This is a genomic window from Streptococcus mitis (assembly GCF_946190285.1).
Taxonomy (GTDB): domain Bacteria; phylum Bacillota; class Bacilli; order Lactobacillales; family Streptococcaceae; genus Streptococcus; species Streptococcus mitis_CP.
Genome location: NZ_CAMHZX010000001.1, coordinates 179377 through 204998 on the forward strand (window position 1 = coordinate 179377; position 25622 = coordinate 204998).

At 41.1% G+C, this 25622-nt stretch carries 28 protein-coding genes and 1 other annotated feature; of the genes, 27 read left to right on the forward strand and 1 reads right to left on the reverse strand.

What is annotated here, in order from left to right; translation table 11 throughout:
• Positions 1-61 precede the first annotated feature (61 nt).
• The 11 genes from N8L39_RS00925 to N8L39_RS00975 all read left to right on the forward strand — a co-directional run bounded on the left by N8L39_RS00925 (position 62) and on the right by N8L39_RS00975 (position 10824).
• On the forward strand, positions 62-712 hold the full coding sequence (locus N8L39_RS00925; RefSeq protein ID WP_261009976.1) for a helix-hairpin-helix domain-containing protein: 651 nt from the start codon (positions 62-64) through the stop codon (positions 710-712).
• The gene (locus tag N8L39_RS00930; RefSeq protein ID WP_261009975.1) at positions 696-2936 is read left to right on the forward strand and encodes a DNA internalization-related competence protein ComEC/Rec2; all 2241 of its coding nucleotides are present in this window, start codon (positions 696-698) and stop codon (positions 2934-2936) included. The genes N8L39_RS00925 and N8L39_RS00930 overlap by 17 nt, the downstream gene beginning before the upstream one ends.
• Before the next feature lie 389 nt (positions 2937-3325).
• A complete protein-coding gene (locus N8L39_RS00935) occupies positions 3326-3913 on the forward strand; it encodes an ATP-binding cassette domain-containing protein (protein WP_261009974.1) in 588 nt (195 codons plus the stop codon).
• Positions 3914-3916: 3 nt separating this feature from the next.
• The gene (locus N8L39_RS00940) at positions 3917-5101 is read left to right on the forward strand and encodes a hypothetical protein (RefSeq protein ID WP_261009973.1); all 1185 of its coding nucleotides are present in this window, start codon (positions 3917-3919) and stop codon (positions 5099-5101) included.
• A gap of 160 nt (positions 5102-5261) precedes the next feature.
• Positions 5262-5393, forward strand: a sequence feature (ribosomal protein L20 leader region).
• Between the two features lie 15 nt (positions 5394-5408).
• Positions 5409-5939 (forward strand): translation initiation factor IF-3, encoded by a 531-nt coding sequence (infC, locus tag N8L39_RS00945; RefSeq protein WP_000848180.1) that lies wholly within the window; start codon positions 5409-5411, stop codon positions 5937-5939.
• A gap of 32 nt (positions 5940-5971) precedes the next feature.
• Positions 5972-6172, forward strand: a complete 201-nt coding sequence (rpmI, locus tag N8L39_RS00950; protein WP_001125943.1) for a 50S ribosomal protein L35 — start codon at positions 5972-5974, stop codon at positions 6170-6172.
• Between the two features lie 51 nt (positions 6173-6223).
• Positions 6224-6583, forward strand: a complete 360-nt coding sequence (rplT, locus tag N8L39_RS00955) for a 50S ribosomal protein L20 (RefSeq protein WP_000124830.1) — start codon at positions 6224-6226, stop codon at positions 6581-6583.
• A 58-nt stretch (positions 6584-6641) separates the two neighbouring features.
• Entirely contained in the window at positions 6642-7022 is a 381-nt protein-coding gene (gene gloA, locus N8L39_RS00960) for a lactoylglutathione lyase (RefSeq protein ID WP_000157151.1), read from the forward strand.
• A 248-nt stretch (positions 7023-7270) separates the two neighbouring features.
• Positions 7271-8071, forward strand: a complete 801-nt coding sequence (locus N8L39_RS00965) for a dihydroorotate dehydrogenase electron transfer subunit (protein WP_049515202.1) — start codon at positions 7271-7273, stop codon at positions 8069-8071.
• Positions 8034-9020 carry a dihydroorotate dehydrogenase gene (locus N8L39_RS00970; protein ID WP_261009972.1) on the forward strand — a complete coding sequence of 329 codons (987 nt, stop codon included), beginning with the start codon at positions 8034-8036 and terminating at the stop codon, positions 9018-9020. The genes N8L39_RS00965 and N8L39_RS00970 overlap by 38 nt, the downstream gene beginning before the upstream one ends.
• Before the next feature lie 97 nt (positions 9021-9117).
• Complete coding sequence (locus tag N8L39_RS00975; RefSeq protein ID WP_261009971.1) at positions 9118-10824, forward strand: glucosaminidase domain-containing protein; 1707 nt, start codon at positions 9118-9120, stop codon at positions 10822-10824.
• A 60-nt stretch (positions 10825-10884) separates the two neighbouring features.
• On the opposite strand, the gene pavA is transcribed toward N8L39_RS00975, so the two are convergent.
• Complete coding sequence (gene pavA / locus N8L39_RS00980; RefSeq protein ID WP_261009970.1) at positions 10885-12540, reverse strand: Rqc2 family fibronectin-binding protein PavA; 1656 nt, start codon at positions 12538-12540, stop codon at positions 10885-10887.
• A 104-nt stretch (positions 12541-12644) separates the two neighbouring features.
• Between pavA and ybeY the strand changes: the two genes are divergently transcribed.
• From ybeY to N8L39_RS01060, 16 genes are all read left to right on the forward strand, one after another.
• The gene (gene ybeY / locus N8L39_RS00985) at positions 12645-13142 is read left to right on the forward strand and encodes an rRNA maturation RNase YbeY (protein WP_000275156.1); all 498 of its coding nucleotides are present in this window, start codon (positions 12645-12647) and stop codon (positions 13140-13142) included.
• A complete protein-coding gene (locus N8L39_RS00990; protein WP_000378156.1) occupies positions 13123-13518 on the forward strand; it encodes a diacylglycerol kinase family protein in 396 nt (131 codons plus the stop codon). The genes ybeY and N8L39_RS00990 overlap by 20 nt, the downstream gene beginning before the upstream one ends.
• Positions 13519-13534: 16 nt before the next feature.
• A complete protein-coding gene (era, locus tag N8L39_RS00995) occupies positions 13535-14434 on the forward strand; it encodes a GTPase Era (RefSeq protein ID WP_000143264.1) in 900 nt (299 codons plus the stop codon).
• A 48-nt stretch (positions 14435-14482) separates the two neighbouring features.
• Entirely contained in the window at positions 14483-15307 is an 825-nt protein-coding gene (mutM, locus tag N8L39_RS01000; RefSeq protein WP_261009969.1) for a DNA-formamidopyrimidine glycosylase, read from the forward strand.
• Positions 15307-15912: a dephospho-CoA kinase gene (coaE, locus tag N8L39_RS01005; protein WP_247927809.1), complete on the forward strand. Its 606-nt coding sequence runs from the start codon at positions 15307-15309 to the stop codon at positions 15910-15912. The genes mutM and coaE overlap by 1 nt, the downstream gene beginning before the upstream one ends.
• A complete protein-coding gene (locus N8L39_RS01010) occupies positions 15899-17098 on the forward strand; it encodes a multidrug efflux MFS transporter PmrA (RefSeq protein WP_261009968.1) in 1200 nt (399 codons plus the stop codon). The genes coaE and N8L39_RS01010 overlap by 14 nt, the downstream gene beginning before the upstream one ends.
• Complete coding sequence (gene rpmG, locus N8L39_RS01015; protein WP_001809104.1) at positions 17098-17247, forward strand: 50S ribosomal protein L33; 150 nt, start codon at positions 17098-17100, stop codon at positions 17245-17247. The genes N8L39_RS01010 and rpmG overlap by 1 nt, the downstream gene beginning before the upstream one ends.
• Positions 17248-17286: 39 nt before the next feature.
• Positions 17287-17520, forward strand: a complete 234-nt coding sequence (secG, locus tag N8L39_RS01020; RefSeq protein WP_000282517.1) for a preprotein translocase subunit SecG — start codon at positions 17287-17289, stop codon at positions 17518-17520.
• A 101-nt stretch (positions 17521-17621) separates the two neighbouring features.
• Positions 17622-19976 carry a ribonuclease R gene (gene rnr, locus N8L39_RS01025; RefSeq protein ID WP_261009967.1) on the forward strand — a complete coding sequence of 785 codons (2355 nt, stop codon included), beginning with the start codon at positions 17622-17624 and terminating at the stop codon, positions 19974-19976.
• Positions 19939-20406: an SsrA-binding protein SmpB gene (gene smpB, locus N8L39_RS01030; RefSeq protein ID WP_001051750.1), complete on the forward strand. Its 468-nt coding sequence runs from the start codon at positions 19939-19941 to the stop codon at positions 20404-20406. Before rnr ends, smpB begins: the two co-directional genes overlap by 38 nt.
• Positions 20407-20421: 15 nt before the next feature.
• Complete coding sequence (gene tehB / locus N8L39_RS01035) at positions 20422-21282, forward strand: SAM-dependent methyltransferase TehB (protein ID WP_261009966.1); 861 nt, start codon at positions 20422-20424, stop codon at positions 21280-21282.
• A 118-nt stretch (positions 21283-21400) separates the two neighbouring features.
• A complete protein-coding gene (locus N8L39_RS01040; protein ID WP_261009965.1) occupies positions 21401-21589 on the forward strand; it encodes a type II toxin-antitoxin system HicA family toxin in 189 nt (62 codons plus the stop codon).
• Positions 21590-21616: 27 nt separating this feature from the next.
• Complete coding sequence (locus N8L39_RS01045; protein ID WP_033686624.1) at positions 21617-21994, forward strand: type II toxin-antitoxin system HicB family antitoxin; 378 nt, start codon at positions 21617-21619, stop codon at positions 21992-21994.
• 79 nt (positions 21995-22073) lie between these two features.
• A complete protein-coding gene (locus N8L39_RS01050; protein WP_261009964.1) occupies positions 22074-23027 on the forward strand; it encodes a competence protein CoiA in 954 nt (317 codons plus the stop codon).
• An 18-nt stretch (positions 23028-23045) separates the two neighbouring features.
• On the forward strand, positions 23046-24848 hold the full coding sequence (gene pepF, locus N8L39_RS01055; protein WP_261009963.1) for an oligoendopeptidase F: 1803 nt from the start codon (positions 23046-23048) through the stop codon (positions 24846-24848).
• Position 24849: 1 nt separating this feature from the next.
• On the forward strand, positions 24850-25563 hold the full coding sequence (locus N8L39_RS01060) for an O-methyltransferase (RefSeq protein ID WP_261009962.1): 714 nt from the start codon (positions 24850-24852) through the stop codon (positions 25561-25563).
• Positions 25564-25622 lie beyond the last annotated feature (59 nt).

Below are 25622 nucleotides of genomic sequence, written 5' to 3' on the forward strand. Positions count from 1 at the left end.
TGAGAAGAAATTTTCAACTGTTTTTTCTTCCTTTTACGAATAATCTAAGAGAGGAGAAAATATGGAAGCAATTATCGAGAAAATCAAAGAGTATAAAATCATTGTCATCTGTACTGGTCTGGGATTACTTGTCGGAGGATTTTTCCTGCTAAAACCAGCTCCACAAACACCTGTCAAGGAAACGAATTTTCAGGCAGAAGTTGTAGCAGTTTCCAAGGATTCATTAACCGAAAAGGAAGTGAAGAATGCAGAAAAGGAAGAACCGGTTGAACAAGATCTAATCACAGTAGATGTGAAAGGTGCTGTCAAATCACCAGGGATTTATGATTTGCCTGTAGGTAGTCGGGTCAATGATGCTGTTCAGAAGGCTGGTGGCTTGACAGAGCAAGCAGATAGCAAGTCGCTCAATCTAGCTCAGAAAGTTAGTGACGAGGCTCTGGTTTACGTCCCAACTAAGGGAGAAGAATCAGCTAGTCAGCAGGCAGGTTCTGGGACAGCTTCTTCGACGAGCAAGGAAAAGAAGGTCAATCTCAACAAAGCCAGTCTGGAAGAACTCAAGCAGGTCAAGGGACTGGGGGGCAAACGAGCTCAGGACATTATCGACCATCGTGAGGCAAATGGGAAATTCAAGTCGGTTGATGAACTTAAGAAGGTCTCTGGCATTGGTGCTAAAACGATAGAAAAGCTAAAAGACTATGTTACAGTGGATTAAGAATTTCCCCCTTCCCCTAATATATCTGAGTTTTCTATTGCTCTGGATTTACTACGCCATTTTCTCATCATCTTATCTCGCACTGCTAGGTTTTGTTTTTCTGCTCGTCTGTCTCTTTATTCAATTTCCTTGGAAATCTGCTAGCAAAGTTTTAGTGATTTGTGGAATCTTTGGCTTCTGGTTTCTGTTTCAAAATTGGCAACAGAGTCGATCGAGTCAAAATTTGGCGGATTCTGTTGAAAGGGTACGGATTTTACCAGACACTATTAAGGTTAATGGTGATAGTCTATCCTTTCGTGGCAAGTCTAACGGTCGAGCTTTCCAAGTCTATTATAAACTCCAATCCGAGGAGGAGAAAGAAGCCTTTCAAGCTTTAACCGACCTTCATGAGATAGGATTAGAAGGGAAGCTTTCGGAGCCAGAGGGGCAGAGAAATTTTGGTGGTTTTGACTACCAAGCCTATCTGAAAACTCAGGGAATTTACCAGACTCTCAATATCAAAAAAATCCAGTCACTTCAAAAGGTTGGCAGTTGGGATATAGGAGAAAATCTATCCAGTTTACGCCGAAAGGCTGTGGTTTGGATTAAGACACATTTTCCAGACCCTATGCGCAATTACATGACAGGTCTCTTGTTAGGGCATCTGGACACAGATTTTGAGGAGATGAATGAGCTTTATTCTAGTTTAGGAATTATCCACCTCTTTGCCTTGTCGGGGATGCAGGTAGGCTTTTTCATGGATGGATTTAGGAAGCTACTTTTGCGATTGGGCTTGACCCAAGAAAAGTTGAAATGGCTGACTTATCCCTTTTCCCTTATCTATGCAGGTCTGACAGGATTTTCAGCTTCGGTCATTCGCAGTCTTTTGCAAAAGCTACTGGCTCAATATGGTGTTAAGGGATTAGATAATTTTGCCTTGACGGTCCTTATCCTCTTTATCATCATGCCAAACTTTTTCCTGACTGCAGGAGGAGTCTTGTCCTGCGCCTACGCTTTTATCTTGACCATGACCAGCAAAGAAGGAGAGGGCCTCAAGGCTGTTGCTAGAGAAAGTCTAGTCATTTCCTTTGGAATATTACCTATTTTGTCCTTTTATTTTGCGGAATTTCAACCTTGGTCCATCCTCTTGACCTTTGTCTTTTCCTTTCTTTTTGACTTGGTCTTCTTACAGCTCTTGTCTATCTTATTTGCCCTTTCCTTTCTCTATCCAGTTATTCAGCTGAATTTTATCTTTGAATGGTTGGAAAGCATTATTCGCTTGGTGTCGCAGCTGGCAAATAGGTCTCTGGTTTTTGGACAACCCAATGCATGGCTGTTGATACTACTATTAATTTCTTTGGCTTTGGTCTATGATTTGAGGAAAAATACCAAAAGAGCAGCTGGATTCAGCTTACTTATTGTTAGTCTCTTTTTCCTGACCAAGCATCCGCTGGAAAATGAAATCACCATGCTGGATGTTGGGCAAGGTGAAAGTATTTTCTTACGGGATGTAACTGGGAAAACTATTCTCATAGATGTCGGTGGCAAGGTAGAATCTGATAAGAAAATCGAAAAATGGCAAGAAAAGGCGACGACCAGCAATGCCCAGCGAACCTTGATTCCTTATCTAAAAAGTAGAGGAGTAGCTAAGATTGACCAGCTGGTTTTGACAAACACAGACAAGGAGCATGTTGGAGATTTGTTGGAGGTGGCCAAGGCTTTCCATGTAGGCGAAATTTTAGTGTCCAAAGGCAGTTTGAAACAGAAGGAATTTGTTGCAGAACTACAGGCAACTCAAACTAAGGTGCGCAGTGTGACAACAGGAGAGAACTTGCCAATTTTTGGAAGTCAGTTAGAAGTCCTATCTCCAAGGAAAATAGGAGATGGAGGTTATGATGATTCCCTGGTTCTGTATGGAAAACTCTTGGATAAAAATTTTCTTTTCACAGGAAATTTGGAGGAAAAAGGAGAGAAGGACGTGCTGAAGCATTATCCTGACCTAGAGGTGGATGTTTTGAAAGCTAGCCAACATGGCTCTAAACAATCATCAAGTTCAGCCTTTCTAGAAACACTCAAACCAGAGTTTACTCTCATTTCAGTTGGAAAGAACAATCGAACGAAACTCCCCCATCAGGAAACCTTGACCCGACTGGAAGGTATCAATAGTAAAGTTTACCGAACTGACCAGCAAGGAGCTATACGCTTTAAAGGGTGGAGAAGTTGGAAAATAGAAAGCGTTCGGTAGGAAGGAGACAAATATTATATATTAGTAAAACAAACTAAAAATCTATTGCATAATAATGATAAAAACGATATAATGAAAGCGTCTTCAACATCGGTGATATAAAACCATTAAAAATTAGCAAAAACCGTTTAATTAGTTAGTTTATGATCTATTGGTCTTTTTTAGTCCAGTGTATCTGCTGTGAGCGTTCTTAAAACTTATCGGTATGGTTGGAATACCTACTATAAGTCTAGTATGAATTGCTAGAGATATGACTATATTAATCCCCTGTTATGGTATCGTTATGACAGCTATTCAGAGTATAAAGTTGGTTCTGGCTGGAATTACGATTGTTATGAGGTACTAAACTACTACAGCGGAGGCTATTAATCCAAAAAGGAGGGCTAGGTATGTTGCATCTTACTCATGTGACTTTAAAAACGCGACAAGTCATCTTACAAGATGTTGATTTTACATTTGAAAAGGGTAGGATTTATGGTATTCTTGCTATCAATGGCTCTGGAAAGACGACACTGTTCCGCGCCATTAGCAATTTAATTCCTATAAGTAGTGGAAATATTGTAGTCCCTCCTTCTTTATTTTATTATGAAAGCATTGAATGGCTGGATGGAAACTTAAGTGGGATGGACTATCTTCGCCTGATCAAGAACATCTGGAAGTCAGGGCTGAACTTGGGGGATGAAATTGATTACTGGGAAATGTCTGACTATATCAGCCTTCCCATTCGCAAGTATTCCTTAGGCATGAAGCAACGCTTGGTGATTGCTATGTATTTCCTCAGTCAGGCCAAATGCTGGCTTATGGATGAGATTACAAATGGCTTAGATGAGTATTATCGACAGAAGTTTTTTGATAGGCTAGCACAAATCGATAGACAAGAACAGCTGGTTCTTTTAAGTTCCCACTATAAGGAAGAGTTGCTTGATGTCTGCGATAGAGTAGTAACCATTCACCAGGGGCAAATAGAAGAGGTTTAGTTTATGAAAGATGTTAGTCTATTTTTATTGAAAAAAATTTTCAAAAGTCGCTTAAACTGGATTATCTTAGCTTTATTTGTATCTGGACTCGGTGTTACCTTTTATTTAAATAGTCGGACTGCAAACTCACACAGCTTGGAGAGCGAGTTGGAAACCAGTCTTGTAAAAGATGAGAGAATCATCAATGAATATGAAGAGAAACTCTCCCAAATATCTGATACCAGCTCGGAGGAATACCAGATTGCTAAAAATACTTTAGACGGGCAAAAAAATCTTTCGACTCAAAAGACAGAAATTCTGACTTTATTAAAAGAAGGGCGATGGAAAGAAGCCTACTATTTGCAGTGGCAAGATGAAGAGAAGAATTATGAAAGGATATCAAATAACCCGACTGTTAGCTCTGACTTTAAAATGGCGGTTGACCGCCAAAGAAAGATTTACCAAGCCCTGTATCCCTTGAACATAAAAGCACATACTTTGGAGTTTCCGACCCACGGGATTGATCAGATTATCTGGATTTTAGAGGCTATCATCCCAACCTTGTTTGTGATTGCTATTATTTTTATGCTAACGCAACTATTTGCAGAAAGATATCAAAATCATCTGGATACAGCTCAGTTATATCCTTTTTCAAAAGTGGCATTTGCCATGTCCTCCCTTGGAGTTGGAGTGGGCTATGTAACTGTGCTGTTTATCGGAATCAGCGGATTTTCTTTTCTAGTGGGAAGTCTGATAAGTGGTTTTGGACAGTTAGATTATCCCTACCCGATTTATAGCTTAGTGAATCAAGAGGTAACTATTGGAAAGATACAAGATATGTTATTTCCTGGCTTATTCTTAGCTTTCTTAGCCTTTATCGTCATTGTGGAAGTAGTGTACTTGATTGCTTACTTTTTCAAGCAAAAAATACCTGTCCTCTTTCTTTCACTCATTGGGATTGTTGGCTTATTGTTTGGCATCCAAACAATCCAGCCTCTTCAAAAGATTGCACATCTGATTCCCTTTACTTACTTACGTTCAGTGGATATTTTATCTGGAAGATTACCTAAGCAAATTGATAATGTCAATTTGAATTGGAGCATGGGGATGGTCTTACTTCCTTGCCTGATTATCCTTTTGTTAGTGGGGATTCTATTTATCGAAAGATGGGGAAGTTCACGGAAAAAGGAAGTTTTTAATAGATACTAGCTTTCCTATAGGGAAAATAAGTAAAAACTAACATAGAGAGGGAATCAACTTGATTCTCTCTTTTTGATGAGGAAACAAAGTCAAAATACAAACAGAAACTTTTCAAAAAAATAATTTTTTATCTTGACAAGAGCTAGAAAACTTGGTATCATATAAAAGTTGAGAAAAGCAGAAGTGAGAGCTTCTCGCCTTGTGACATCAAGTTGCCTGGCCCTACGGATGAAAAGTTTCTAAGAAACGCTATCATAACGTGCGGGCTTGTATTATTACGAGTCCGCTATTGTTTTTCTCTAATAAAACAAAAGAGGTGAAAACCATAGCAAAGCAAGACTTATTCATCAATGATGAGATTCGTGTACGTGAAGTTCGCTTGATTGGTCTTGAAGGAGAACAGCTAGGCATCAAGCCACTCAGTGAAGCGCAAGCTTTGGCTGATAACGCTAATGTTGACCTAGTATTGATTCAACCCCAAGCCAAACCGCCTGTTGCAAAAATTATGGACTACGGTAAGTTCAAATTTGAGTACCAGAAGAAGCAAAAAGAACAACGTAAAAAACAAAGTGTTGTTACTGTGAAAGAAGTTCGTCTAAGTCCAACTATTGACAAGGGTGACTTTGATACAAAACTTCGCAATGCACGTAAATTCCTTGAAAAAGGAAATAAAGTTAAGGTATCTATTCGCTTTAAGGGTCGTATGATTACCCATAAAGAGATTGGTGCAAAAGTTTTAGCCGAGTTTGCTGAAGCAACTCAAGATATTGCCATCATCGAACAACGTGCTAAAATGGATGGACGTCAAATGTTCATGCAATTGGCGCCAGCGACTGACAAAAAATAATTGTCAGAAAGTTAAATAAAGGAGAAAAAATCATGCCAAAACAAAAAACACACCGCGCATCAGCTAAACGTTTCAAACGTACAGGTTCTGGTGGACTTAAACGTTTCCGTGCTTACACTTCTCACCGTTTCCACGGAAAAACTAAGAAACAACGTCGTCATCTTCGTAAAGCATCTATGGTGCATTCAGGAGATTACAAACGTATCAAAGCAATGCTTACTCGCTTGAAATAATAGCTTGACTGTAAGTAAACAATTCTAGGAAATATTTGGAGGAAATAAAACATGGCACGTGTTAAAGGTGGCGTTGTATCACGCAAACGTCGTAAACGTATTCTTAAATTAGCAAAAGGTTACTATGGAGCTAAACACATCTTGTTCCGTACTGCAAAAGAACAAGTGATGAACTCTTACTACTATGCATACCGTGACCGTCGTCAGAAAAAACGTGACTTCCGCAAATTGTGGATCACTCGTATCAATGCGGCAGCTCGTTTGAACGGACTTTCATACTCACAATTGATGCATGGTTTGAAATTGGCTGAGATCGAAGTTAACCGTAAAATGCTTGCTGACTTGGCTGTTAACGATGCAGCAGCTTTCACAGCTCTTGCAGATGCAGCTAAAGCAAAACTTGGTAAATAATAACAGATAAGGCTGGAACATGATTGTCCCAGTCTTTTTAAAAATAAAGGAGAAGAATATGGCTTCAAAAATGCTACACACTTGCTTGCGAGTAGAAAATCTTGAAAAATCAATCGCATTTTATCAAGATGCTTTTGGTTTTAAAGAATTGCGTCGCAGAGATTTTCCAGACCATGCCTTCACGATTGTCTATCTAGGACTTGAGGGTGACGACTATGAGTTGGAGTTGACTTATAACTACGATCACGGTCCTTATGTGGTTGGAGATGGATTTGCCCACATCGCCCTCAGTACACCTGATCTTGAGGCACTTCATCAAGAGCACAGTGCCAAAGGATATGAAGTGACTGAGCCAAATGGTCTACCAGGAACTGCACCTAACTATTACTTTATCAAAGACCCTGATGGATACAAGGTCGAAGTCATTCGTGAAAAATAATCACGTGAAGTCAAGTAGAATGTTCGTTTTCTACTTGACTTTTTTTAGCTGAAAGAGTATACTAGTAAAAATTTAACCTTTAAGGGGAGTCCAGAGAGACTCACAAGGTGTCAGATAAAAGAATAGTGCAATTTTCTAGAGGAGACTTTTTGAGTGTGCTCTCTTCTGTTGTACGATTTTAACTGAGACCTTGCACTAGCAAGGTCTTTTCTTTGTCTGGTCCCCTTAAAATTTAAGGAGGAAAAGTCATGAATCCCACATGTAAGAAACGTTTGGGTGCAATTCGTTTGGAAACCATGAAGGTGGTAGCACAGGAGGAAATCGCGCCAGCAATCTTTGAATTAGTCCTAGAAGGGGAAATGGTTGAAGCCATGCGAGCAGGCCAATTTCTTCATCTGCGTGTGCCTGATGATGCCCATCTTTTGCGCCGTCCTATTTCGATTTCATCTATTGATAAGGTTAAGAAGCAGTGTCATCTCATTTATCGGATTGAAGGGGCTGGGACAGCTATTTTCTCAACCTTAAGTCAGGGGGATACTCTTGATGTGATGGGCCCTCAGGGAAATGGTTTTGATTTGTCTGATCTAGATGAGCAGAGCCAGATTCTCCTTGTTGGAGGGGGGATTGGCGTACCGCCCTTGCTTGAGGTAGCCAAGGAATTGCATGCGCGTGGTGTGAAAGTAGTGACAGTTCTCGGTTTTGCTAATAAGGCTGCTGTTATCCTTGAAAAAGAATTAGCCCAATATAGTCAAGTCTTTGTAACGACAGATGATGGTTCTTATGGTATTAAGGGCAATGTTTCCGTCGTCATTAATGATTTAGACAGTCAGTTTGATGCTGTTTACTCATGTGGGGCGCCTGGAATGATGAAGTATATCAATCAAACCTTTTATGACCACCCAAGAGCCTATTTATCTCTGGAATCTCGTATGGCTTGTGGGATGGGGGCTTGCTATGCCTGCGTCCTAAAAGTGCCAGAAAGCGAGACGGTCAGCCAACGCGTCTGTGAAGATGGCCCTGTTTTCCGCACAGGAACAGTTGTATTATAAGGAGAAAATTATGACTACAAATCGTTTACAAGTTTCTCTACCAGGCTTGGATTTGAAAAATCCGATTATTCCAGCATCAGGCTGTTTTGGTTTTGGTCAAGAGTATGCCAAGTACTATGATTTAGACCTTTTGGGTTCTATTATGATCAAGGCGACAACACTTGAAGCCCGTTTTGGCAATCCAACTCCAAGGGTGGCAGAAACACCCGCTGGTATGCTCAATGCAATTGGCTTGCAAAATCCTGGTTTGGAAGTTGTTTTGGCTGAAAAGTTACCTTGGCTAGAAAGAGAGTATCCAAATCTTCCCATTATTGCCAATGTAGCTGGTTTTTCAAAACAAGAGTATGCAGCTGTTTCTCATGGTATTTCTAAGGCAGCCAATGTAAAGGCTATTGAGCTCAATATTTCTTGCCCCAATGTAGATCACTGTAATCATGGACTTTTGATAGGTCAAGATCCAGATTTGGCTTATGATGTGGTGAAAGCAGCTGTGGAAGCCTCTGATGTGCCAGTTTATGTCAAATTAACCCCTAGTGTGACCGATATCGTCACTGTCGCAAAAGCTGCAGAAGATGCGGGAGCAAGTGGATTGACCATGATCAATACCCTAGTTGGAATGCGCTTTGATCTCAAAACCAGAAAACCAATCTTGGCCAATGGAACAGGTGGAATGTCTGGTCCGGCAGTCTTTCCAGTAGCCCTCAAACTCATCCGCCAAGTCGCCCAAACAACAGACCTGCCTATCATTGGAATGGGGGGAGTGGATTCGGCAGAAGCTGCCCTAGAAATGTATCTGGCTGGAGCATCGGCTATTGGAGTTGGAACAGCCAACTTTACCAATCCATATGCCTGTCCTGATATTATCGAAAATTTACCAAAGGTTATGGATAAATATGGTATCAGCAGTCTAGAAAATCTCCGCAAGGAAGTAAAAGAGTCTCTGTGGTAAACTGCAATCAATCTGTTCTTGATTTTTTATCAGTTTGTAATGTTGATTAGAGAGAATTTTGATACAATAAAATAGAAAGAACAGAGGAAGAAAGTTTATGAAGAAATTGAGATTTGTTTTTTTAGCTCTGCTATTTTTCTTAGCCAGACCAGAGAGTGCAATGGCTAGTGATGGTACTTGGCAAGGAAAACAATACCTGAAAGCAGATGGGAATCAAGCAGCCAATGAGTGGGTTTTTGATGCTCACTATCAATCTTGGTTTTATATAAAAGAAGATGCCAACTATGCTGAAAATGAATGGCTAAAGCAAGGTGACGATTATTTTTACCTCAAATCTGGTGGCTATATGGCCAAGTCAGAATGGGTAGAAGAAAAGGGAGCGCTCTATTATCTTGACCAAGATGGAAAGATGAAAAGAAATGCTTGGCTAGGTACTTCCTATGTTGGTGCAACAGGTGCCAAGGTAATAGAAGACTGGGTATATGATTCTCAATATGATGCTTGGTTTTATATCAAAGCAGATGGACAACACGCAGAGAAAGAATGGCTCCAAATTAAGGGCAAGGACTATTATTTCAAATCTGGTGGTTATTTACTGACAAGTCAGTGGATTGACCAGACTTATGTGAATGCTAGTGGCGCAAAAGTACAGCAAGGTTGGCTTTTTGACAAACAATACCAATCTTGGTTTTATATCAAAGAAAATGGAAATCATGCTGATAAAGAATGGATTTTCGAAAATGGTCACTATTATTATCTAAAATCCGGTGGCTATATGGCAGCCAATGAATGGATTTTGGATAAGGAGTCATGGTTTTATCTAAAATCTGATGGCAAAATGGCTGAGAAAGAATGGGTATACGATTCTAAAAATCAAGCCTGGTACTACTTCAAATCCGGTGGCTACATGGCAAAAAATGAGACTATTGATGGTCATCAGTTAGGAAACGATGGAAAGTGGAATAAGGAGTCCAAGACTAGCTCTGATTATTATCAGGTCCTTCCAGTTACTGCAAATATCTATAATGCAGATGGTGAAAAGCTGTCCTATATATCGCAAGGTAGTGTTGTTTGGCTAGATAAGGATAGAAAAAGTGATGAGAAGCGCCTGGCTATTACTATTTCTGGTTTGTCAGGCTATATGAAAACAGAAGATTTACAAGCGCTAGATGCTGGTAAGGATTTTATCCCTTATTATGAGAGTGATGGACATCGTTTTTATCACTATGTGGCTCAGAATGCTAGTATCCCAGTAGCTGCTCATCTTTCTGATATGGAAGTAGGCAAGAAATATTATTCGGCAGATGGGCTGCATTTTGATGGTTTTAACCTTGAAAATCCCTTCCTTTTTAAAGATTTGACAGAGGCTACAAACTATAGTGCTGAAGACTTGGATAAGGTATTTAGTTTGTTAAATATTAATAATAGCCTCTTAGAAAATAAGGGATCTACCTTTAAGGAAGCCGAAGAACATTACCATATCAATGCCCTATACCTCCTTGCCCATAGTGCCTTAGAAAGTGACTGGGGACGTAGCAAGATTGCCAAAGATAAGAATAATTTCTTTGGAATTACAGCCTATGATACGACACCTTACCTTTCTGCCAAGACATTTGATGATGTGGATAAGGGAATTTTAGGTGCAACAAAGTGGATTAAGGAAAATTATATCGATAGGGGCAGAACTTTCCTTGGAAACAAGGCGTCTGGTATGAATGTGGAATATGCCTCAGACCCTTATTGGGGTGAAAAAATTGCTAGTGTGATGATGAAAATCAATGAGAAACTAGGTGGCAAAGATTAGTCCTATAATTGGATATGATTTGAGTGAATAGTAAGTTAAAAATCCTGATTTCAAGTAAAATCAGGATTTTTTCATGGATGAGATTTTTTCGGGGTCTGGTGTAACGCGGAGGGTCTTTTGTCCTGTGTAAGTGACAAAGCCGGGTTTGCCACCAGTTGGTTTGTTGAGTTTCTTGACTTCAATCATATCTACCTGAACCAGATTTGACAGGCGACCTTGAGAGAAGTAGGCTGCAAGTTCTGCTGCGTCTGTTTTAACTTCATCAGATGGGTCTAGGTTGCCTGAGATGACAACGTGGCTTCCAGGAATGTCCTTGGCATGGAACCAAAGTTCCTCCTTGCGGGCCATTTTAAAGGTTAGTTCCTCATTTTGCAGGTTATTGCGTCCGACATAGATGATGGTTTTGCCATCGCTTGCTAGATACTGTTCTGGTTTTTTACGTTTCTGAATTTTTTCTCGCTGTCTTCTGCGGATAAAACCTGTTTGAATCAATTCTTCACGGATTTCAGCGATTTCTTCTAGTCCAGCTTGGTTGAGGACGGTTTCTACGCTTTCCAGATAGAGAATGGTTGCCTTGGTTTCCTCAATCAGATCAGTCAAGTATTTGACAGCTTCTTTGAGTTTCTGGTAACGTTTAAAATAGCGTTGGGCATTCTGGTTGGGAGTCAAGGCCTTATCAAGCGCAATCGTGATAGGTTGGTTAGTATAGTAGTTGTCTAGGATAACCTGGTCTTGGTCGTTAGGCACTTGGTGGAGGAAGGTTGTCAGCAATTCCCCTTTTTGGCGAAATTCCTCAGCATTGTCTGTCGCTAGTAACTCTTTTTCTTGTTTTTTAAGCTTATGTCGATTTTTTTGAAGTTCATTTTCAACACGACGAATGAGTTCACTGGCTTGCTGTTTGACGCGGTCGCGTTCAGCCTTGTCCTTATAGTAGGTGTCCAGCAAATCAGAAAGACTGGTAAAAGGCTCTCCCACCTGATTGGCAAAAGGAATTGGACTGAAAGAAGTCTCTGTCAAGCAACGCTTGGTCTCTTGACTGAAAAAGTTACGGAAAGTAGATAGTTTATCACTAACCAGAATGTTTTCCAATTCATTTGCCGTATCGCGTCCCAGACCTTGAAAGAGGTTTTGAAGATTTTTAGCTGTCGTTTCCTGTGTTTGCAGGATTTCAAAGAGTTTCTCGTCCTTGATCGTGAAAGGATTGAGCGATTCCGTACTTGGCGGAGCGATATAAGTCGATCCTGGAAGTAAAGTGCGGTAGCTATTTTGTGAAAAGCCGACGTGTTTAATGACTTCGAGGATTTTATGACTGCTTTTATCGACCAGTAGAATATTACTGTGTTTACCCATAATCTCGATAATCAAGGTAGCCTGAATATGGTCTCCAATCTCGTTTTTATTGGAAACCGTGATTTCCACAATACGGTCATTTTCCACTTGCTCAATCGACTCAATCAGGGCACCCTGTAAATACTTTCTCAAAACCATGATAAAGGTGGAAGGTTGGGCTGGATTTTCAAAAGTCGTTTGGGTCAGCTGAATGCGTCCAAAAACAGGATGGGCAGAAAGGAGCAGACGATGGCTTTGGCGATTGCTGCGGATTTGCAAGACCAACTCTTGTTCAAAAGGCTGATTGATTTTCTGGATGCGACCGTTCACTAACTCTCTTTGCAATTCCTCAACCATGTGGTGTAAAAAAAATCCGTCAAATGACATCGTTCTCTCCTTGTGATTGTATTCCATAGTATTATATCAAAAAGGTAGAATAAAATCATGGAAATGTGGTATAATAAAGCCAAGTAAAGAGAAACGAGAAGTACATGTATATTGAAATGGTAGATGAAACTGGTCAAGTTTCAAAAGAAATGTTGCAACAAACCCAAGAAATTTTGGAATTTGCAGCCCAAAAATTAGGCAAAGAAGACAAGGAAATGGCAGTTACCTTTGTGACTAATGAACGTAGTCATGAACTCAATCTGGAGTACCGTGACACAGACCGTCCGACAGACGTCATCAGCCTTGAGTATAAGCCAGAGTTGGAAATTGCCTTTGACGAAGAGGACTTGCTTGAAAATCCAGAATTGGCAGAGATGATGTCTGAGTTTGATGCCTATATTGGAGAACTGTTCATCTCTATCGATAAGGCTCATGAGCAGGCCGAGGAATATGGTCACAGCTTTGAGCGTGAGATGGGCTTCTTGGCAGTACACGGCTTTTTACATATCAACGGCTATGATCACTACACTCCGGAAGAAGAAGCGGAGATGTTCGGTTTACAAGAAGAAATTTTGACAGCCTATGGACTCACAAGACAATAAACGAAAATGGAAAAATCGTGACCTGATATCCAGTTTAGAATTTGCGATTACAGGGATTTTTACTGCTATCAAGGAAGAACGCAATATGCGAAAACACGCAGTGACGGCTCTAGTGGTCATTCTTGCAGGTTTTGTTTTTCAGGTGTCACGAATCGAATGGCTCTTTCTCCTATTGAGCATTTTCTTGGTAGTAGCCTTTGAAATTATCAACTCTGCTATTGAAAATGTGGTAGATCTGGCCAGCCACTATCACTTTTCCATGCTGGCTAAAAATGCCAAGGATATGGCGGCTGGCGCGGTATTAGTGGTCTCTCTTTTCGCAGCCTTAACAGGCGCATTGATTTTTCTCCCACGAATCTGGGATTTAATATTTTAAACAGTAAGAGGAAATTATGACTTTTAAATCAGGCTTTGTAGCCATTTTAGGACGCCCTAATGTTGGGAAGTCAACTTTTTTAAATCACGTTATGGGGCAAAAGATTGCCATCATGAGTGACAAGGCGCAGACAACGCGCAATAAAATCATGGGAATTTACACGACCGATAAGGAGCAAATCGTCTTTATCGATACACCAGGGATTCACAAGCCTAAAACGGCTCTTGGAGATTTCATGGTTGAGTCTGCTTATAGCACCCTTCGTGAAGTGGATACAGTTCTATTTATGGTGCCTGCTGATGAAGCGCGTGGTAAGGGGGATGACATGATTATTGAGCGTCTCAAGGCTGCCAAGGTCCCTGTGATTTTGGTTGTGAACAAGATCGATAAGGTTCACCCAGACCAGCTTTTGTCTCAGATTGATGATTTCCGTAATCAGATGGACTTCAAGGAAATTGTACCAATCTCAGCTCTTCAGGGAAATAACGTCTCTCGTCTAGTGGATATTTTGAGTGAAAATCTGGATGAAGGATTCCAGTATTTCCCGTCTGATCAAATCACAGACCATCCAGAACGTTTCTTGGTTTCAGAAATGGTTCGCGAGAAAGTCTTGCATCTAACTCGTGAAGAAATTCCGCATTCTGTTGCAGTAGTAGTGGATTCTATGAAACGAGACGAAGAGACAGACAAGGTGCACATCCGTGCAACAATCATGGTCGAGCGCGATAGCCAAAAAGGGATTATCATCGGTAAAGGTGGCGCTATGCTTAAGAAAATCGGTAGCATGGCTCGTCGTGATATTGAACTCATGCTAGGAGACAAGGTCTTCCTAGAAACATGGGTCAAGGTCAAGAAAAACTGGCGCGATAAAAAGCTAGATTTGGCTGACTTTGGCTATAATGAAAAAGAATACTAAGTAGAGGTGGGCTCATGCCTGCTTCTTGTTTTTACAGAAGGAGGACTTATGCCTGAATTACCTGAGGTTGAAACCGTTCGACGTGGCTTGGAAAAATTGATTTTGGGAAAGAAGATTTCGAGTGTAGAAATTCGCTATCCCAAGATGATTAAGACGGATTTGAACGAGTTTCAAAAGGAAGTGCCTGGTCAGATTGTTGAGTCAATGGGACGTCGTGGAAAATATTTGCTTTTTTACTTGACAGACAAGGTCTTGATTTCCCATTTACGGATGGAGGGCAAGTATTTTTACTATCCAGACCAAGTACCTGAACGCAAGCATGCCCATGTTTTCTTTCAGTTTGAGGACGGTGGAACCCTTGTTTATGAGGATGTTCGCAAGTTTGGTACTATGGAACTCTTGGCTCCTGACCTTTTAGACGCCTACTTTATTTCTAAAAAACTAGGACCTGAACCAAGCGAACAAGACTTTGGTGTGCAGGTCTTTCAAGTAGCTCTAGCTAAATCTAAAAAGCCTATCAAATCCCATCTTTTAGACCAGACTTTGGTAGCTGGACTTGGCAATATCTATGTTGATGAGGTTCTCTGGCGAGCTCAGCTTCATCCAGCTAGACCTTCCCAGACTTTGACAGTAGCAGAAGCGACTGCCATTCATGACCAGACCATTGCTGTATTGGGACAGGCTGTTGAAAAAGGTGGTTCCACCATCCGAACTTATACCAATGCCTTTGGGGAAGATGGGACCATGCAGGATTTTCATCAAGTCTATGACAAGGCTGGTCAAGAATGTTCACGTTGTGGCACCATCATTGAGAAAATCCAACTAGGCGGACGTGGAACTCACTTTTGTCCTCAGTGCCAAAGGAGGGGCTGATGGGAAAAATCATCGGAATCACTGGGGGAATTGCCTCTGGTAAGTCAACCGTGACAAATTTTCTAAGAAAGCAAGGCTTTCAAGTGGTGGATGCTGATGCAGTCGTCCACCAACTACAGGAACCTAGTGGTCGTCTGTTTGAAGCTCTAGTCCAGCACTTTGGTCAAGAAATTGTATTAGAAAATGGAGAACTCAATCGCCCTCTCCTAGCTAGTCTTATCTTTTCAAATCCTGAAGAACGAGAATGGTCTAAGCAAATCCAAGGAGAGATTATCCGTGAGGAACTAGCTACGTTGAGAGACCAGTTGGCTCAGACAGAAGAGATTTTCTTCATGGATATTCCCCTACTTTTTGAGCAGGCCTACAGCGCTTGGTTTGATGAGACTTGGTTGGTCTATGTGGACCGAGATGTCCAAGTAGAACGCTTAATGAAAAGGGACCAGTTGTCTAAAGATGAAGCTGAGTTTCGTCTGGCAGCCCAGTGGCCTTTAGAAAAAAAGAAAGATTTGGCCAGTTATGTTCTAGATAACAATGGAAATCAAGACCAGCTTCTTACTCAGGTATTCTCCCTGCTTGAGGGAGGTAAGCAAGATGATAGAGATTAACTGGAAGGATAATCTGCGCATTGCCTGGTTTGGTAATTTTCTGACAGGAGCCAGTATTTCCTTAGTTGTGCCTTTTATGCCCATCTTTGTGGAAAATCTAGGTGTAGGGAGTGAGCAAGTCGCTTTTTATGCAGGATTAGCTATTTCTGTCTCTGCTATTTCCGCAGCACTCTTTTCTCCTATCTGGGGTATCCTTGCTGATAAATACGGTCGAAAACCCATGATGGTTCGAGCCGGGATGGCCATGACCATTACTATGGGAGGCTTGGCCTTTGTGCCAAATATCTATTGGTTAATCTTTCTTCGTTTACTGAATGGTGTATTTGCGGGTTTTGTTCCCAATGCAACGGCCTTGATAGCCAGTCAGGTTCCAAAGGAGAAATCAGGAACTGCCTTAGGTACTTTGTCTACAGGCGTAGTTGCAGGTACTCTAACGGGTCCCTTTATTGGTGGCTTTATCGCAGAATTATTTGGCATTCGTACTGTTTTCTTACTGGTTGGTAGTTTTCTATTCTTAGCTGCTGTTTTAACTATTTGCTTTATCAAGGAAGATTTTCAACCAGTAGCCAAGGAAAAGGCCATTCCAACAAAGGAATTGTTTACATCAGTTAAATATCCCTATCTTTTGATCAACCTCTTTCTGACCAGTTTTGTCATCCAATTTTCAGCCCAATCAATCGGCCATATCTTAGCTCTTTATGTACGCGACTTAGGCCAGACAGAGAATCTTCTTTTTGTCTCTGGTTTGATTGTATCCAGTATGGGCTTTTCCAGTATGATGAGTGCAGGAGTTATGGGAAAGCTAGGTGACAAGGTGGGCAACCATCGCCTCTTGGTTGTCGCCCAGTTTTATTCAGTCATCATCTATCTCCTCTGTGCCAATGCCTCTAGCCCCCTTCAACTAGGACTTTATCGTTTCCTCTTTGGACTTGGAACCGGTGCCTTGATTCCCGGGGTTAATGCCCTACTCAGCAAAATGACTCCCAAAGCCGGCATTTCGAGGGTCTTTGCCTTCAATCAGGTATTCTTTTATCTGGGAGGTGTCGTTGGTCCCATGGCAGGTTCTGCAGTAGCAGGTCAATTTGGCTACCATGCAGTCTTTTATGCGACAAGCCTTTGTGTTGCCTTTAGTTGTCTCTTTAACCTGCTTCAATTTCGAACATTATTAAAAGTAAAGGAAATCTAGTGCGAGTAAAAATTAATCTCAAATGCTCCTCTTGTGGCAGTATCAATTACCTAACCAGTAAAAATTCAAAAACCCATCCAGACAAGATCGAGGTTTTAAAGTATTGTCCCAAGGAAAGAAAAGTAACCCTACATCTTGAATCTAAGTAGATTTTATGGTAAAATAATAAGGATTTTAAGGAGTTTGATATGTATAACCTATTATTAACCATTTTATTAGTATTATCTGTTGTGATTGTGATTGCTATTTTCATGCAACCAACTAAAAACCAATCCAGCAATGTATTTGATGCCAGCTCAGGTGATTTGTTTGAACGCAGTAAAGCACGCGGTTTTGAAGCTGTTATGCAGCGTTTGACAGGGATTTTAGTCTTTTTCTGGCTAGCCATTGCCTTAGCATTGACGGTATTATCAAGTAGATAAGAAAATAATGGGCAGGACTAGGTCTTTGCCTCTTTTTATTTTTAAAAGATATGTTAGAAGGTTTTGCAGTAAAAGAAAATTAAAAAATCTAGAAAGAAAATATGAAAGATAGAATAAAAGAATATTTACAAGATAAGGGAAAGGTGACTGTCAATGATTTGGCTCAGGCTTTGGGAAAAGACGCTTCCAAGGATTTTCGTGAGTTGATTAAAACCTTGTCCCTAATGGAAAGAAAACACCAGATTCGCTTTGAAGAAGATGGAAGTCTAACCTTGGAAGTCAAGAAAAAACATGAGATTACTCTCAAGGGGATTTTTCATGCTCATAAAAATGGCTTTGGCTTTGTTAGTCTGGAAGGCGAGGAGGACGACCTTTTTGTAGGAAAAAACGATGTCAACTATGCTATTGATGGTGATACCGTTGAGGTCGTGATTAAGAAAGTCGCTGACCGAAATAAGGGAACAGCAGCCGAAGCCAAAATCATCGATATCCTAGAACACAGTTTGACAACCGTTGTTGGACAGATCGTTCTGGATCAGGAAAAACCTAAGTATGCAGGTTACATCCGTTCGAAAAACCAGAAAATCAGCCAACCGATTTATGTTAAGAAACCTGCCCTTAAACTCGAGGGAACAGAAGTTCTCAAGGTCTTTATCGACAAATACCCAAGCAAGAAACATGATTTCTTTGTCGCTAGTGTCCTCGATGTGGTGGGGCACTCGACGGATGTTGGGATTGATGTCCTTGAGGTTTTGGAGTCTATGGACATTGTATCCGAGTTTCCAGAAGCTGTTGTCAAGGAAGCAGAAAGTGTGCCGGATGCTCCGTCTCAAAAGGATATGGAAGGTCGTCTGGATCTAAGAGATGAGATTACCTATACCATTGACGGTGCTGACGCCAAGGACTTGGATGATGCGGTGCACATCAAGCTTTTGAAAAATGGCAATCTAGAACTCGGAGTTCACATCGCAGACGTTTCCTACTATGTGACTGAGGGTTCGGCTCTTGACAAGGAAGCCCTTAACCGTGCGACTTCAGTCTATGTAACAGACCGAGTGGTTCCAATGCTTCCAGAACGACTGTCTAATGGAATTTGCTCTCTCAATCCTCAAGTTGACCGTCTGACCCAGTCTGCCATTATGGAGATTGATAAACATGGTCGTGTAGTCAATTACACCATTATACAAACGGTTATCAAGACAAGCTTCCGTATGACCTATAGTGATGTCAATGATATCCTAGCAGGTGACGAGGAAAAGAGACAAGAGTATCAGAAAATTGTTCCTAGTATAGAACTTATGGCCAAGCTCCATGAAATTTTAGAAAACATGCGTGTGAAACGTGGAGCCCTCAATTTCGATACCAATGAAGCCAAGATTTTGGTTGATAAACAAGGTAAGCCTGTTGATATTGTTCTTCGTCAGCGTGGTATTGCCGAGCGCATGATTGAATCCTTTATGTTGATGGCCAATGAAACAGTTGCCGAGCATTTTAGCAAGTTGGATTTGCCTTTCATCTATCGAATTCACGAGGAGCCTAAGGCTGAAAAGGTTCAGAAGTTTATTGATTATGCTTCAAGTTTTGGCTTGCGGATTTATGGGACTGCCAGTGAGATTAGCCAGGAGGCGCTTCAAGACATCATGCGTACTGTTGAGGGAGAGCCTTATGCGGATGTATTGTCCATGATGCTTCTCCGTTCCATGCAGCAGGCTCGCTATTCGGAGCATAATCACGGTCACTATGGTCTAGCGGCTGATTATTACACTCACTTTACTAGTCCGATTCGTCGTTATCCAGACCTTCTTGTTCACCGTATGATTCGTGATTACGGTCGTTCTAAGGAAATGGCAGAGCATTTTGAGCAAGTGATTCCAGAGATTGCGACCCAGTCTTCCAACCGTGAGCGTCGTGCCATTGAGGCTGAGCGTGAAGTCGAAGCCATGAAAAAGGCTGAGTACATGAAAGAATACGTGGGTGAAGAGTACGATGCGGTTGTGTCCAGCATTGTCAAGTTTGGTCTCTTTGTCGAATTGCCGAACACAGTTGAAGGCTTGATTCACATCACTAATCTACCTGAATTTTATCATTTCAATGAACGTGATTTGACTCTTCGTGGGGAAAAATCAGGAACAACCTTCCGTGTAGGGCAACAGATTCGTATCCGAGTTGAAAGAGCCGACAAGCTGACGGGTGAAATTGACTTCTCTTACATTCCAAGTGAGTTTGATGTGATTGAAAAAGGGTTGAAACAAGCTGGTCGCAAAGACAGAGGGCATGGTTCAAATCGTCGTTCAGATAAGAAGGAAGATAAGAGAAAATCAGGACGCTCAAATGATAAGCGCAAGCATTCACAAAAAGACAAGAAGAAAAAGGGGAATAAACCTTTTTATAAGGAAGTAGCTAAGAAAGGAGCCAAGCATGGCAAAGGGCGAGGGAAAGGTCGTCGCACAAAATAAAAAGGCACGCCACGACTATACAATCGTAGATACGCTAGAGGCAGGGATGGTCCTGACTGGAACTGAAATCAAGAGTGTGCGAGCAGCTCGAATCAATCTCAAGGATGGCTTTGCTCAAGTGAAAAATGGAGAAGTTTGGTTGAGCAATGTTCATATCGCTCCTTACGAAGAGGGCAATATCTGGAACCAAGAACCAGAACGTCGTCGTAAACTCCTGCTCCATAAGAAACAAATCCAAAAATTAGAACAAGAGACCAAAGGAACAGGAATGACACTGGTTCCCCTAAAAGTCTATATCAAAGATGGCTATGCCAAGCTCCTTTTAGGCCTAGCTAAAGGTAAGCATGACTATGATAAACGGGAGTCAATCAAACGTCGTGAGCAGAATCGCGATATTGCGCGCGTGATGAAAGCTGTTAATCAGCGATAAAAAGAGGAAATGAAAATGGAAAAATTAGTTGCTTATAAACGCATGCCTTTGTGGACTAAAGAAACTATGCCAGAGGCTGTTCAGCAGAAACACAATACCAAGGTTGGGACTTGGGGCAAGATTACTGTTTTAAAAGGAACTCTCAAGTTTATTGAATTGACAGAGGATGGGGAGGTTCTAGCTGAACACCTATTTGAAGCAGGGGCTGACAATCCCATGGCACAACCACAAGCCTGGCACCGAGTGGAGGCTGTAACAGACGATGTGGAATGGTATTTGGAGTTTTATTGTAAACCTGAGGATTATTTTCCTAAGAAATACAATACCAATCCTGTTCATTCAGAGGTCCTAGAGGCAATGCAGACAGTAAAACCAGGGAAAGCCTTGGATTTGGGCTGTGGTCAAGGCCGTAATGCACTCTTTCTAGCCCAGCAAGGTTTTGATGTGACAGCTGTGGATCAAAATGAACTGGCCCTTGAAATCTTGCAAAGCATTGTTGAGCAGGAAGATTTGGATATGCCTGTTGGTCTTTATGATATCAATTCAGCTAGCATTGGGCAAGCGTATGATTTCATCGTATCGACAGTTGTTTTGATGTTTTTGCAAGCAGACCGCATTCCAGCTATTATTCAAAATATGCAGGAGAAAACCAGTGTTGGTGGTTACAATCTTATCGTCTGTGCTATGGATACGGAGGATTATCCTTGCTCAGTGAACTTCCCATTCACATTTAAAGAGGGAGAATTGGCTGAATACTACAAGGATTGGGAATTGGTCAAGTACAATGAAAATCCTGGTCATCTTCACCGTCGCGATGAGAATGGCAATCGTATACAACTACGCTTTGCGACCATGCTAGCTAAGAAAATCAAGTAAACATACATGAAGATTAGGAAATTTCCTGATCTTTTTTCTTTTTTACGAATAGATAAGATAGAAGAATTGACAAAAATACGCATTATAAGTATAATTTTAGCTAGAAAGGTGACCATACATGCCAATCACAGGTAAGGAAATGGTAAAATTAGCTCTTGCAAATGGATGGATTGAAGTTCGTAAGAGAGGAAGTCATCATCATTTTAAGAAAGAAGGGGTTCCCTATCTTGTCACTATTCCAGTTCACGGTAATGAGGATCTAGGAAAAGTTTTAGAGAGAAAAATATTAAAAGATTTGGGATTATAGTTGATTTGGAAATTGTGGAGGTGTATTATGCTAAAATCTTATCCTGCTATTTTTCATAAAGAAGGCACTGGGTATTGGGTTGAATTTCCTGAATTTGGAGGCGGGACTGAAGGAGCAACGATTGAACTTGCAATGAAAAATGCTCGGGAAATGCTTGAGAGTGTTTTAGCTTCTTATATTGATGAAGGACTGGCTTTGCCTACTCCTAGTGACATTGCTGAGTTGAAAGCTCCTGATGGATTTGTGACTTTGATTCAGGTCAATCCCTTGCCTTTCGTAAAGAATAATAAGGCGATTCGAAAAAATGTTACGGTTCCAGAGTGGCTAGTCAGACTTGCAGATCGTGAGAAAGTGAACTATTCTGAAGTGTTGACACAAGCTCTTGAAAGTCGCTTGCAACTCTAAAATTATAGAGTGATGAAGATTAGGAAATTTCCTGGTCTTTTTTCTTTTTTTACGAATAATATAGAAAAGGAGGGAAATTATGTTTGTTGCGAGAGATGCTAGGGGACAGCTGGTAAATGTGTTAGAGGATAAGCTTGAGAAGCAAGCATACACCTGCCCAGCTTGTGGAGGTCAGCTCCGTTTGCGTCAAGGACCAAGTGTCCGGACCCATTTTGCCCACAAAACCTTAAAAGACTGTGATTTTTCCTCTGAAAATGAAAGTCCAGAACACCTGGCAAATAAAGAATCACTTTATCACTGGTTGGAAAAAGATGCAGAGGTGCAATTAGAATACCCTTTTCCAGAGCTTAAACAGATTGCGGATGTATTTGTAAATGGCAATCTAGCTTTAGAGGTTCAATGTAGTCCCTTGCCTCAAAAAGTTCTTAAGGAGCGTAGTGAGGGCTATCGTAGTCAGGGTTACCAAGTACTGTGGTTGTTGGGAGAAAAACTGTGGCTCAAGGAGCGTTTGACTCGTCTACAACAAGGTTTTCTCTATTTCAGTCAAAACATGGGCTTTTATGTTTGGGAAGTAGACAAGGAAAAACAGGTTTTAAGGCTTAAATATCTCATCCATCAGGATCTCCGAGGCAGACTCTATTATCAAATCAAGGAATTTCCATATGGTCACGGTAGTCTACTGGAGATATTACGTTTTCCCTATAAGAAACAAAAAATATCGCATTTTACAGTTTCTCAGGACAAGGACATCTGTCGCTATATCCGGCAACAACTGTATTATCAAAATCCCTTTTGGATGAAAGAACAAGCAGAAGCCTATAAAAAGGGGGAAAATCTCCTGACTTACGGGCTAAAAGAATGGTATCCACAAATTCGACCATTAGTAGGTGGGTTTTGCCAAATTGAGAAAGATTTGACTGGCTATTATCAGTATTTTCAAACCTATTATCAAGAAAATCCTCAAAATGATTGGCAAAAGCTCTATCCACCAGCCTTTTATCAGCAATATTTCTTGAAAAATATGGTAGAATAGAAAGGATGGAGGAATCTAATGGTATTACAAAGACATGAAATAAATGAAAAAGATACATGGGATTTATCAACGATCTACCCAACTGACCAAGCTTGGGAAGAAGCCTTAAAAGATTTAACAGAACAATTGGAGACAGTAGCCCAGTATGAAGGCCATCTCCTGGATAGTGCAGATAGCCTACTCGAAATTACTGAATTTTCTCTTGAAATGGAACGCCAAATGGAGAAGCTTTACGTTTATGCTCATATGAAGAATGACCAAGACACACGTGAAGCCAAGTATCAAGAGTACTATGCCAAGGCCATGACTCTCTATAGCCAGCTAGACCAAGCTTTTTCATTCTATGAACCTGAATTTATGGATATTAGCGAAAAGCAGTATGCTGACTTTTTAGAAGCTCAACCAAAATTGCAGGTTTATCAACACTATTTTGATAAGCTTTTGCAAGGCAAGGATCACGTTCTTTCACAGCGCGAAGAAGAATTATTGGCTGGCGCTGGAGAAATCTTTGGTTCGGCAAGTGAAACCTTTGCTATCTTGGACAATGCGGATATTGTGTTCCCTTATGTTCTTGACGATGATGGTAAGGAAGTTCAGCTATCTCATGGGACTTATACACGTTTGATGGAGTCTAAAAATCGTGAGGTTCGCCGTGGTGCCTATCAAGCCCTTTATGCGACCTATCAACAATTCCAACACACCTATGCCAAAACCTTGCAAACCAATGTTAAGGTGCAAAACTACCGTGCCAAAGTTCGCAACTACAAGAGCGCTCGTCATGCAGCCCTAGCAGCCAATTTTGTTCCAGAGAGTGTTTATGACAATTTGGTAGCAGCAGTTCGCAAGCATTTGCCACTCTTGCATCGCTATCTTAACCTTCGTTCAAAAATCTTGGGAATTTCAGACCTCAAGATGTACGATGTCTACACACCACTTTCTTCTGTTGAATACAGTTTTACCTACCGAGAAGCCTTGAAAAAGGCAGAAGATGCCTTGGCAGTCTTGGGTGAGGATTACTTGAGCCGTGTCAAACGTGCCTTCAGCGAGCGTTGGATTGATGTTTACGAAAACCAAGGCAAGCGTTCAGGTGCTTACTCTGGTGGTTCTTACGATACCAATGCCTTTATGCTACTTAATTGGCAGGACAATTTAGACAATCTCTTTACCCTTGTTCATGAAACAGGTCACAGTATGCATTCAAGCTATACTCGTGAAACGCAGCCTTATGTTTACGGAGATTATTCTATCTTCTTGGCTGAGATTGCATCAACTACCAATGAAAATATCTTGACGGAGAAATTATTGGAAGAAGTGGAAGACGATGCAACGCGCTTTGCTATTCTCAATAACTTCCTAGATGGTTTCCGTGGAACAGTTTTCCGCCAAACTCAATTTGCCGAGTTTGAACACGCGATTCATCAAGCGGATCAAAATGGTGAAGTCTTGACAAGCGATTTCTTAAATAAACTGTACGCAGCCTTGAACCAAGAGTATTATGGTTTGAGTAAGGAAGACAATCCTGAAATCCAATACGAGTGGGCTCGCATTCCACACTTCTACTATAACTACTATGTATATCAATATTCAACAGGTTTTGCAGCAGCCTCAGCCTTGGCTGAAAAGATTGTTCATGGTAGTCAAGAAGACCGTGATCGCTATATCGACTACCTCAAGGCAGGTAAGTCTGACTATCCACTTAATGTCATGAGAAAAGCTGGTGTTGATATGGAGAAGGAAGACTACCTCAACGATGCCTTTGCAGTCTTTGAACGTCGTTTAAATGAGTTTGAAGCCCTTGTTGAAAAATTGGGATTGGCATAGGATGGTTGAATCGTATAGTAAAAATGCCAACCATAACATGCGTCGTCCTGTCGTCAAGGAAGAAATTGTGGACTTGATGCGTCAGCGTCAAAAGCAGGTCACAGGCTCTTTGAAAGAATTGGAAGACTTTGCCCGCAAGGAAAATATTCCCATTATTCCCCATGAAACGGTTGCTTATTTCCGTTTTCTCATGGAAACCATACAACCTAAAAACATTCTGGAAATTGGGACGGCCATCGGTTTTTCAGCCCTCTTGATGGCGGAACATGCTCCAAAGGCCAAGATTACAACCATTGACCGCAATCCAGAGATGATTGGTTTTGCCAAGGAAAATTTTGCTCAATTTGACAGTCGCAAGCAAATTACGCTCCTAGAAGGAGATGCGGTAGATGTCTTATCTACCTTGACAGAGTCCTATGATTTCGTCTTTATGGATTCAGCCAAGTCTAAATACATCGTCTTTCTGCCAGAAATCCTCAAACATTTGGAAGTTGGTGGTGTGGTTGTTTTGGATGATATTTTCCAAGGTGGTGATGTTGCCAAGGATATAATGGAAGTCCGTCGAGGTCAGCGAACTATTTACAGAGGACTTCAAAGACTATTTGACGCAACCTTAGATAATCCAGGCCTCACCGCAACATTAGTCCCTCTGGGGGATGGCATTCTCATGCTTCGTAAAAATGTAGCAGACGTTCAATTGCCTGACAGCGAATGATTTTCAGAAAAATTTAAGAAAATATAGTAAAATAGATAGGGTAACACTTATCTCAAAGG

Bases quoted from the DNA above. Each gene is read 5' to 3' on its own strand.
- N8L39_RS00925 (WP_261009976.1), top strand. From the start codon at position 62: ATGGAAGCAATTATCGAGAAAATCAAAGAGTATAAAATCATTGTCATC.
- N8L39_RS00930 (WP_261009975.1), top strand. From the start codon at position 696: ATGTTACAGTGGATTAAGAATTTCCCCCTTCCCCTAATATATCTGAGT.
- N8L39_RS00935 (WP_261009974.1), top strand. From the start codon at position 3,326: ATGTTGCATCTTACTCATGTGACTTTAAAAACGCGACAAGTCATCTTA.
- N8L39_RS00940 (WP_261009973.1), top strand. From the start codon at position 3,917: ATGAAAGATGTTAGTCTATTTTTATTGAAAAAAATTTTCAAAAGTCGC.
- rpmI (WP_001125943.1), top strand. From the start codon at position 5,972: ATGCCAAAACAAAAAACACACCGCGCATCAGCTAAACGTTTCAAACGT.
- rplT (WP_000124830.1), top strand. From the start codon at position 6,224: ATGGCACGTGTTAAAGGTGGCGTTGTATCACGCAAACGTCGTAAACGT.
- gloA (WP_000157151.1), top strand. From the start codon at position 6,642: ATGGCTTCAAAAATGCTACACACTTGCTTGCGAGTAGAAAATCTTGAA.
- N8L39_RS00965 (WP_049515202.1), top strand. From the start codon at position 7,271: ATGAATCCCACATGTAAGAAACGTTTGGGTGCAATTCGTTTGGAAACC.
- N8L39_RS00970 (WP_261009972.1), top strand. From the start codon at position 8,034: ATGGCCCTGTTTTCCGCACAGGAACAGTTGTATTATAAGGAGAAAATT.
- N8L39_RS00975 (WP_261009971.1), top strand. From the start codon at position 9,118: ATGAAGAAATTGAGATTTGTTTTTTTAGCTCTGCTATTTTTCTTAGCC.
- pavA (WP_261009970.1), bottom strand. From the start codon at position 12,540: ATGTCATTTGACGGATTTTTTTTACACCACATGGTTGAGGAATTGCAA.
- ybeY (WP_000275156.1), top strand. From the start codon at position 12,645: ATGTATATTGAAATGGTAGATGAAACTGGTCAAGTTTCAAAAGAAATG.
- N8L39_RS00990 (WP_000378156.1), top strand. From the start codon at position 13,123: ATGGACTCACAAGACAATAAACGAAAATGGAAAAATCGTGACCTGATA.
- era (WP_000143264.1), top strand. From the start codon at position 13,535: ATGACTTTTAAATCAGGCTTTGTAGCCATTTTAGGACGCCCTAATGTT.
- mutM (WP_261009969.1), top strand. From the start codon at position 14,483: ATGCCTGAATTACCTGAGGTTGAAACCGTTCGACGTGGCTTGGAAAAA.
- coaE (WP_247927809.1), top strand. From the start codon at position 15,307: ATGGGAAAAATCATCGGAATCACTGGGGGAATTGCCTCTGGTAAGTCA.
- N8L39_RS01010 (WP_261009968.1), top strand. From the start codon at position 15,899: ATGATAGAGATTAACTGGAAGGATAATCTGCGCATTGCCTGGTTTGGT.
- secG (WP_000282517.1), top strand. From the start codon at position 17,287: ATGTATAACCTATTATTAACCATTTTATTAGTATTATCTGTTGTGATT.
- rnr (WP_261009967.1), top strand. From the start codon at position 17,622: ATGAAAGATAGAATAAAAGAATATTTACAAGATAAGGGAAAGGTGACT.
- smpB (WP_001051750.1), top strand. From the start codon at position 19,939: ATGGCAAAGGGCGAGGGAAAGGTCGTCGCACAAAATAAAAAGGCACGC.
- tehB (WP_261009966.1), top strand. From the start codon at position 20,422: ATGGAAAAATTAGTTGCTTATAAACGCATGCCTTTGTGGACTAAAGAA.
- N8L39_RS01040 (WP_261009965.1), top strand. From the start codon at position 21,401: ATGCCAATCACAGGTAAGGAAATGGTAAAATTAGCTCTTGCAAATGGA.
- N8L39_RS01045 (WP_033686624.1), top strand. From the start codon at position 21,617: ATGCTAAAATCTTATCCTGCTATTTTTCATAAAGAAGGCACTGGGTAT.
- N8L39_RS01050 (WP_261009964.1), top strand. From the start codon at position 22,074: ATGTTTGTTGCGAGAGATGCTAGGGGACAGCTGGTAAATGTGTTAGAG.
- pepF (WP_261009963.1), top strand. From the start codon at position 23,046: ATGGTATTACAAAGACATGAAATAAATGAAAAAGATACATGGGATTTA.
- N8L39_RS01060 (WP_261009962.1), top strand. From the start codon at position 24,850: ATGGTTGAATCGTATAGTAAAAATGCCAACCATAACATGCGTCGTCCT.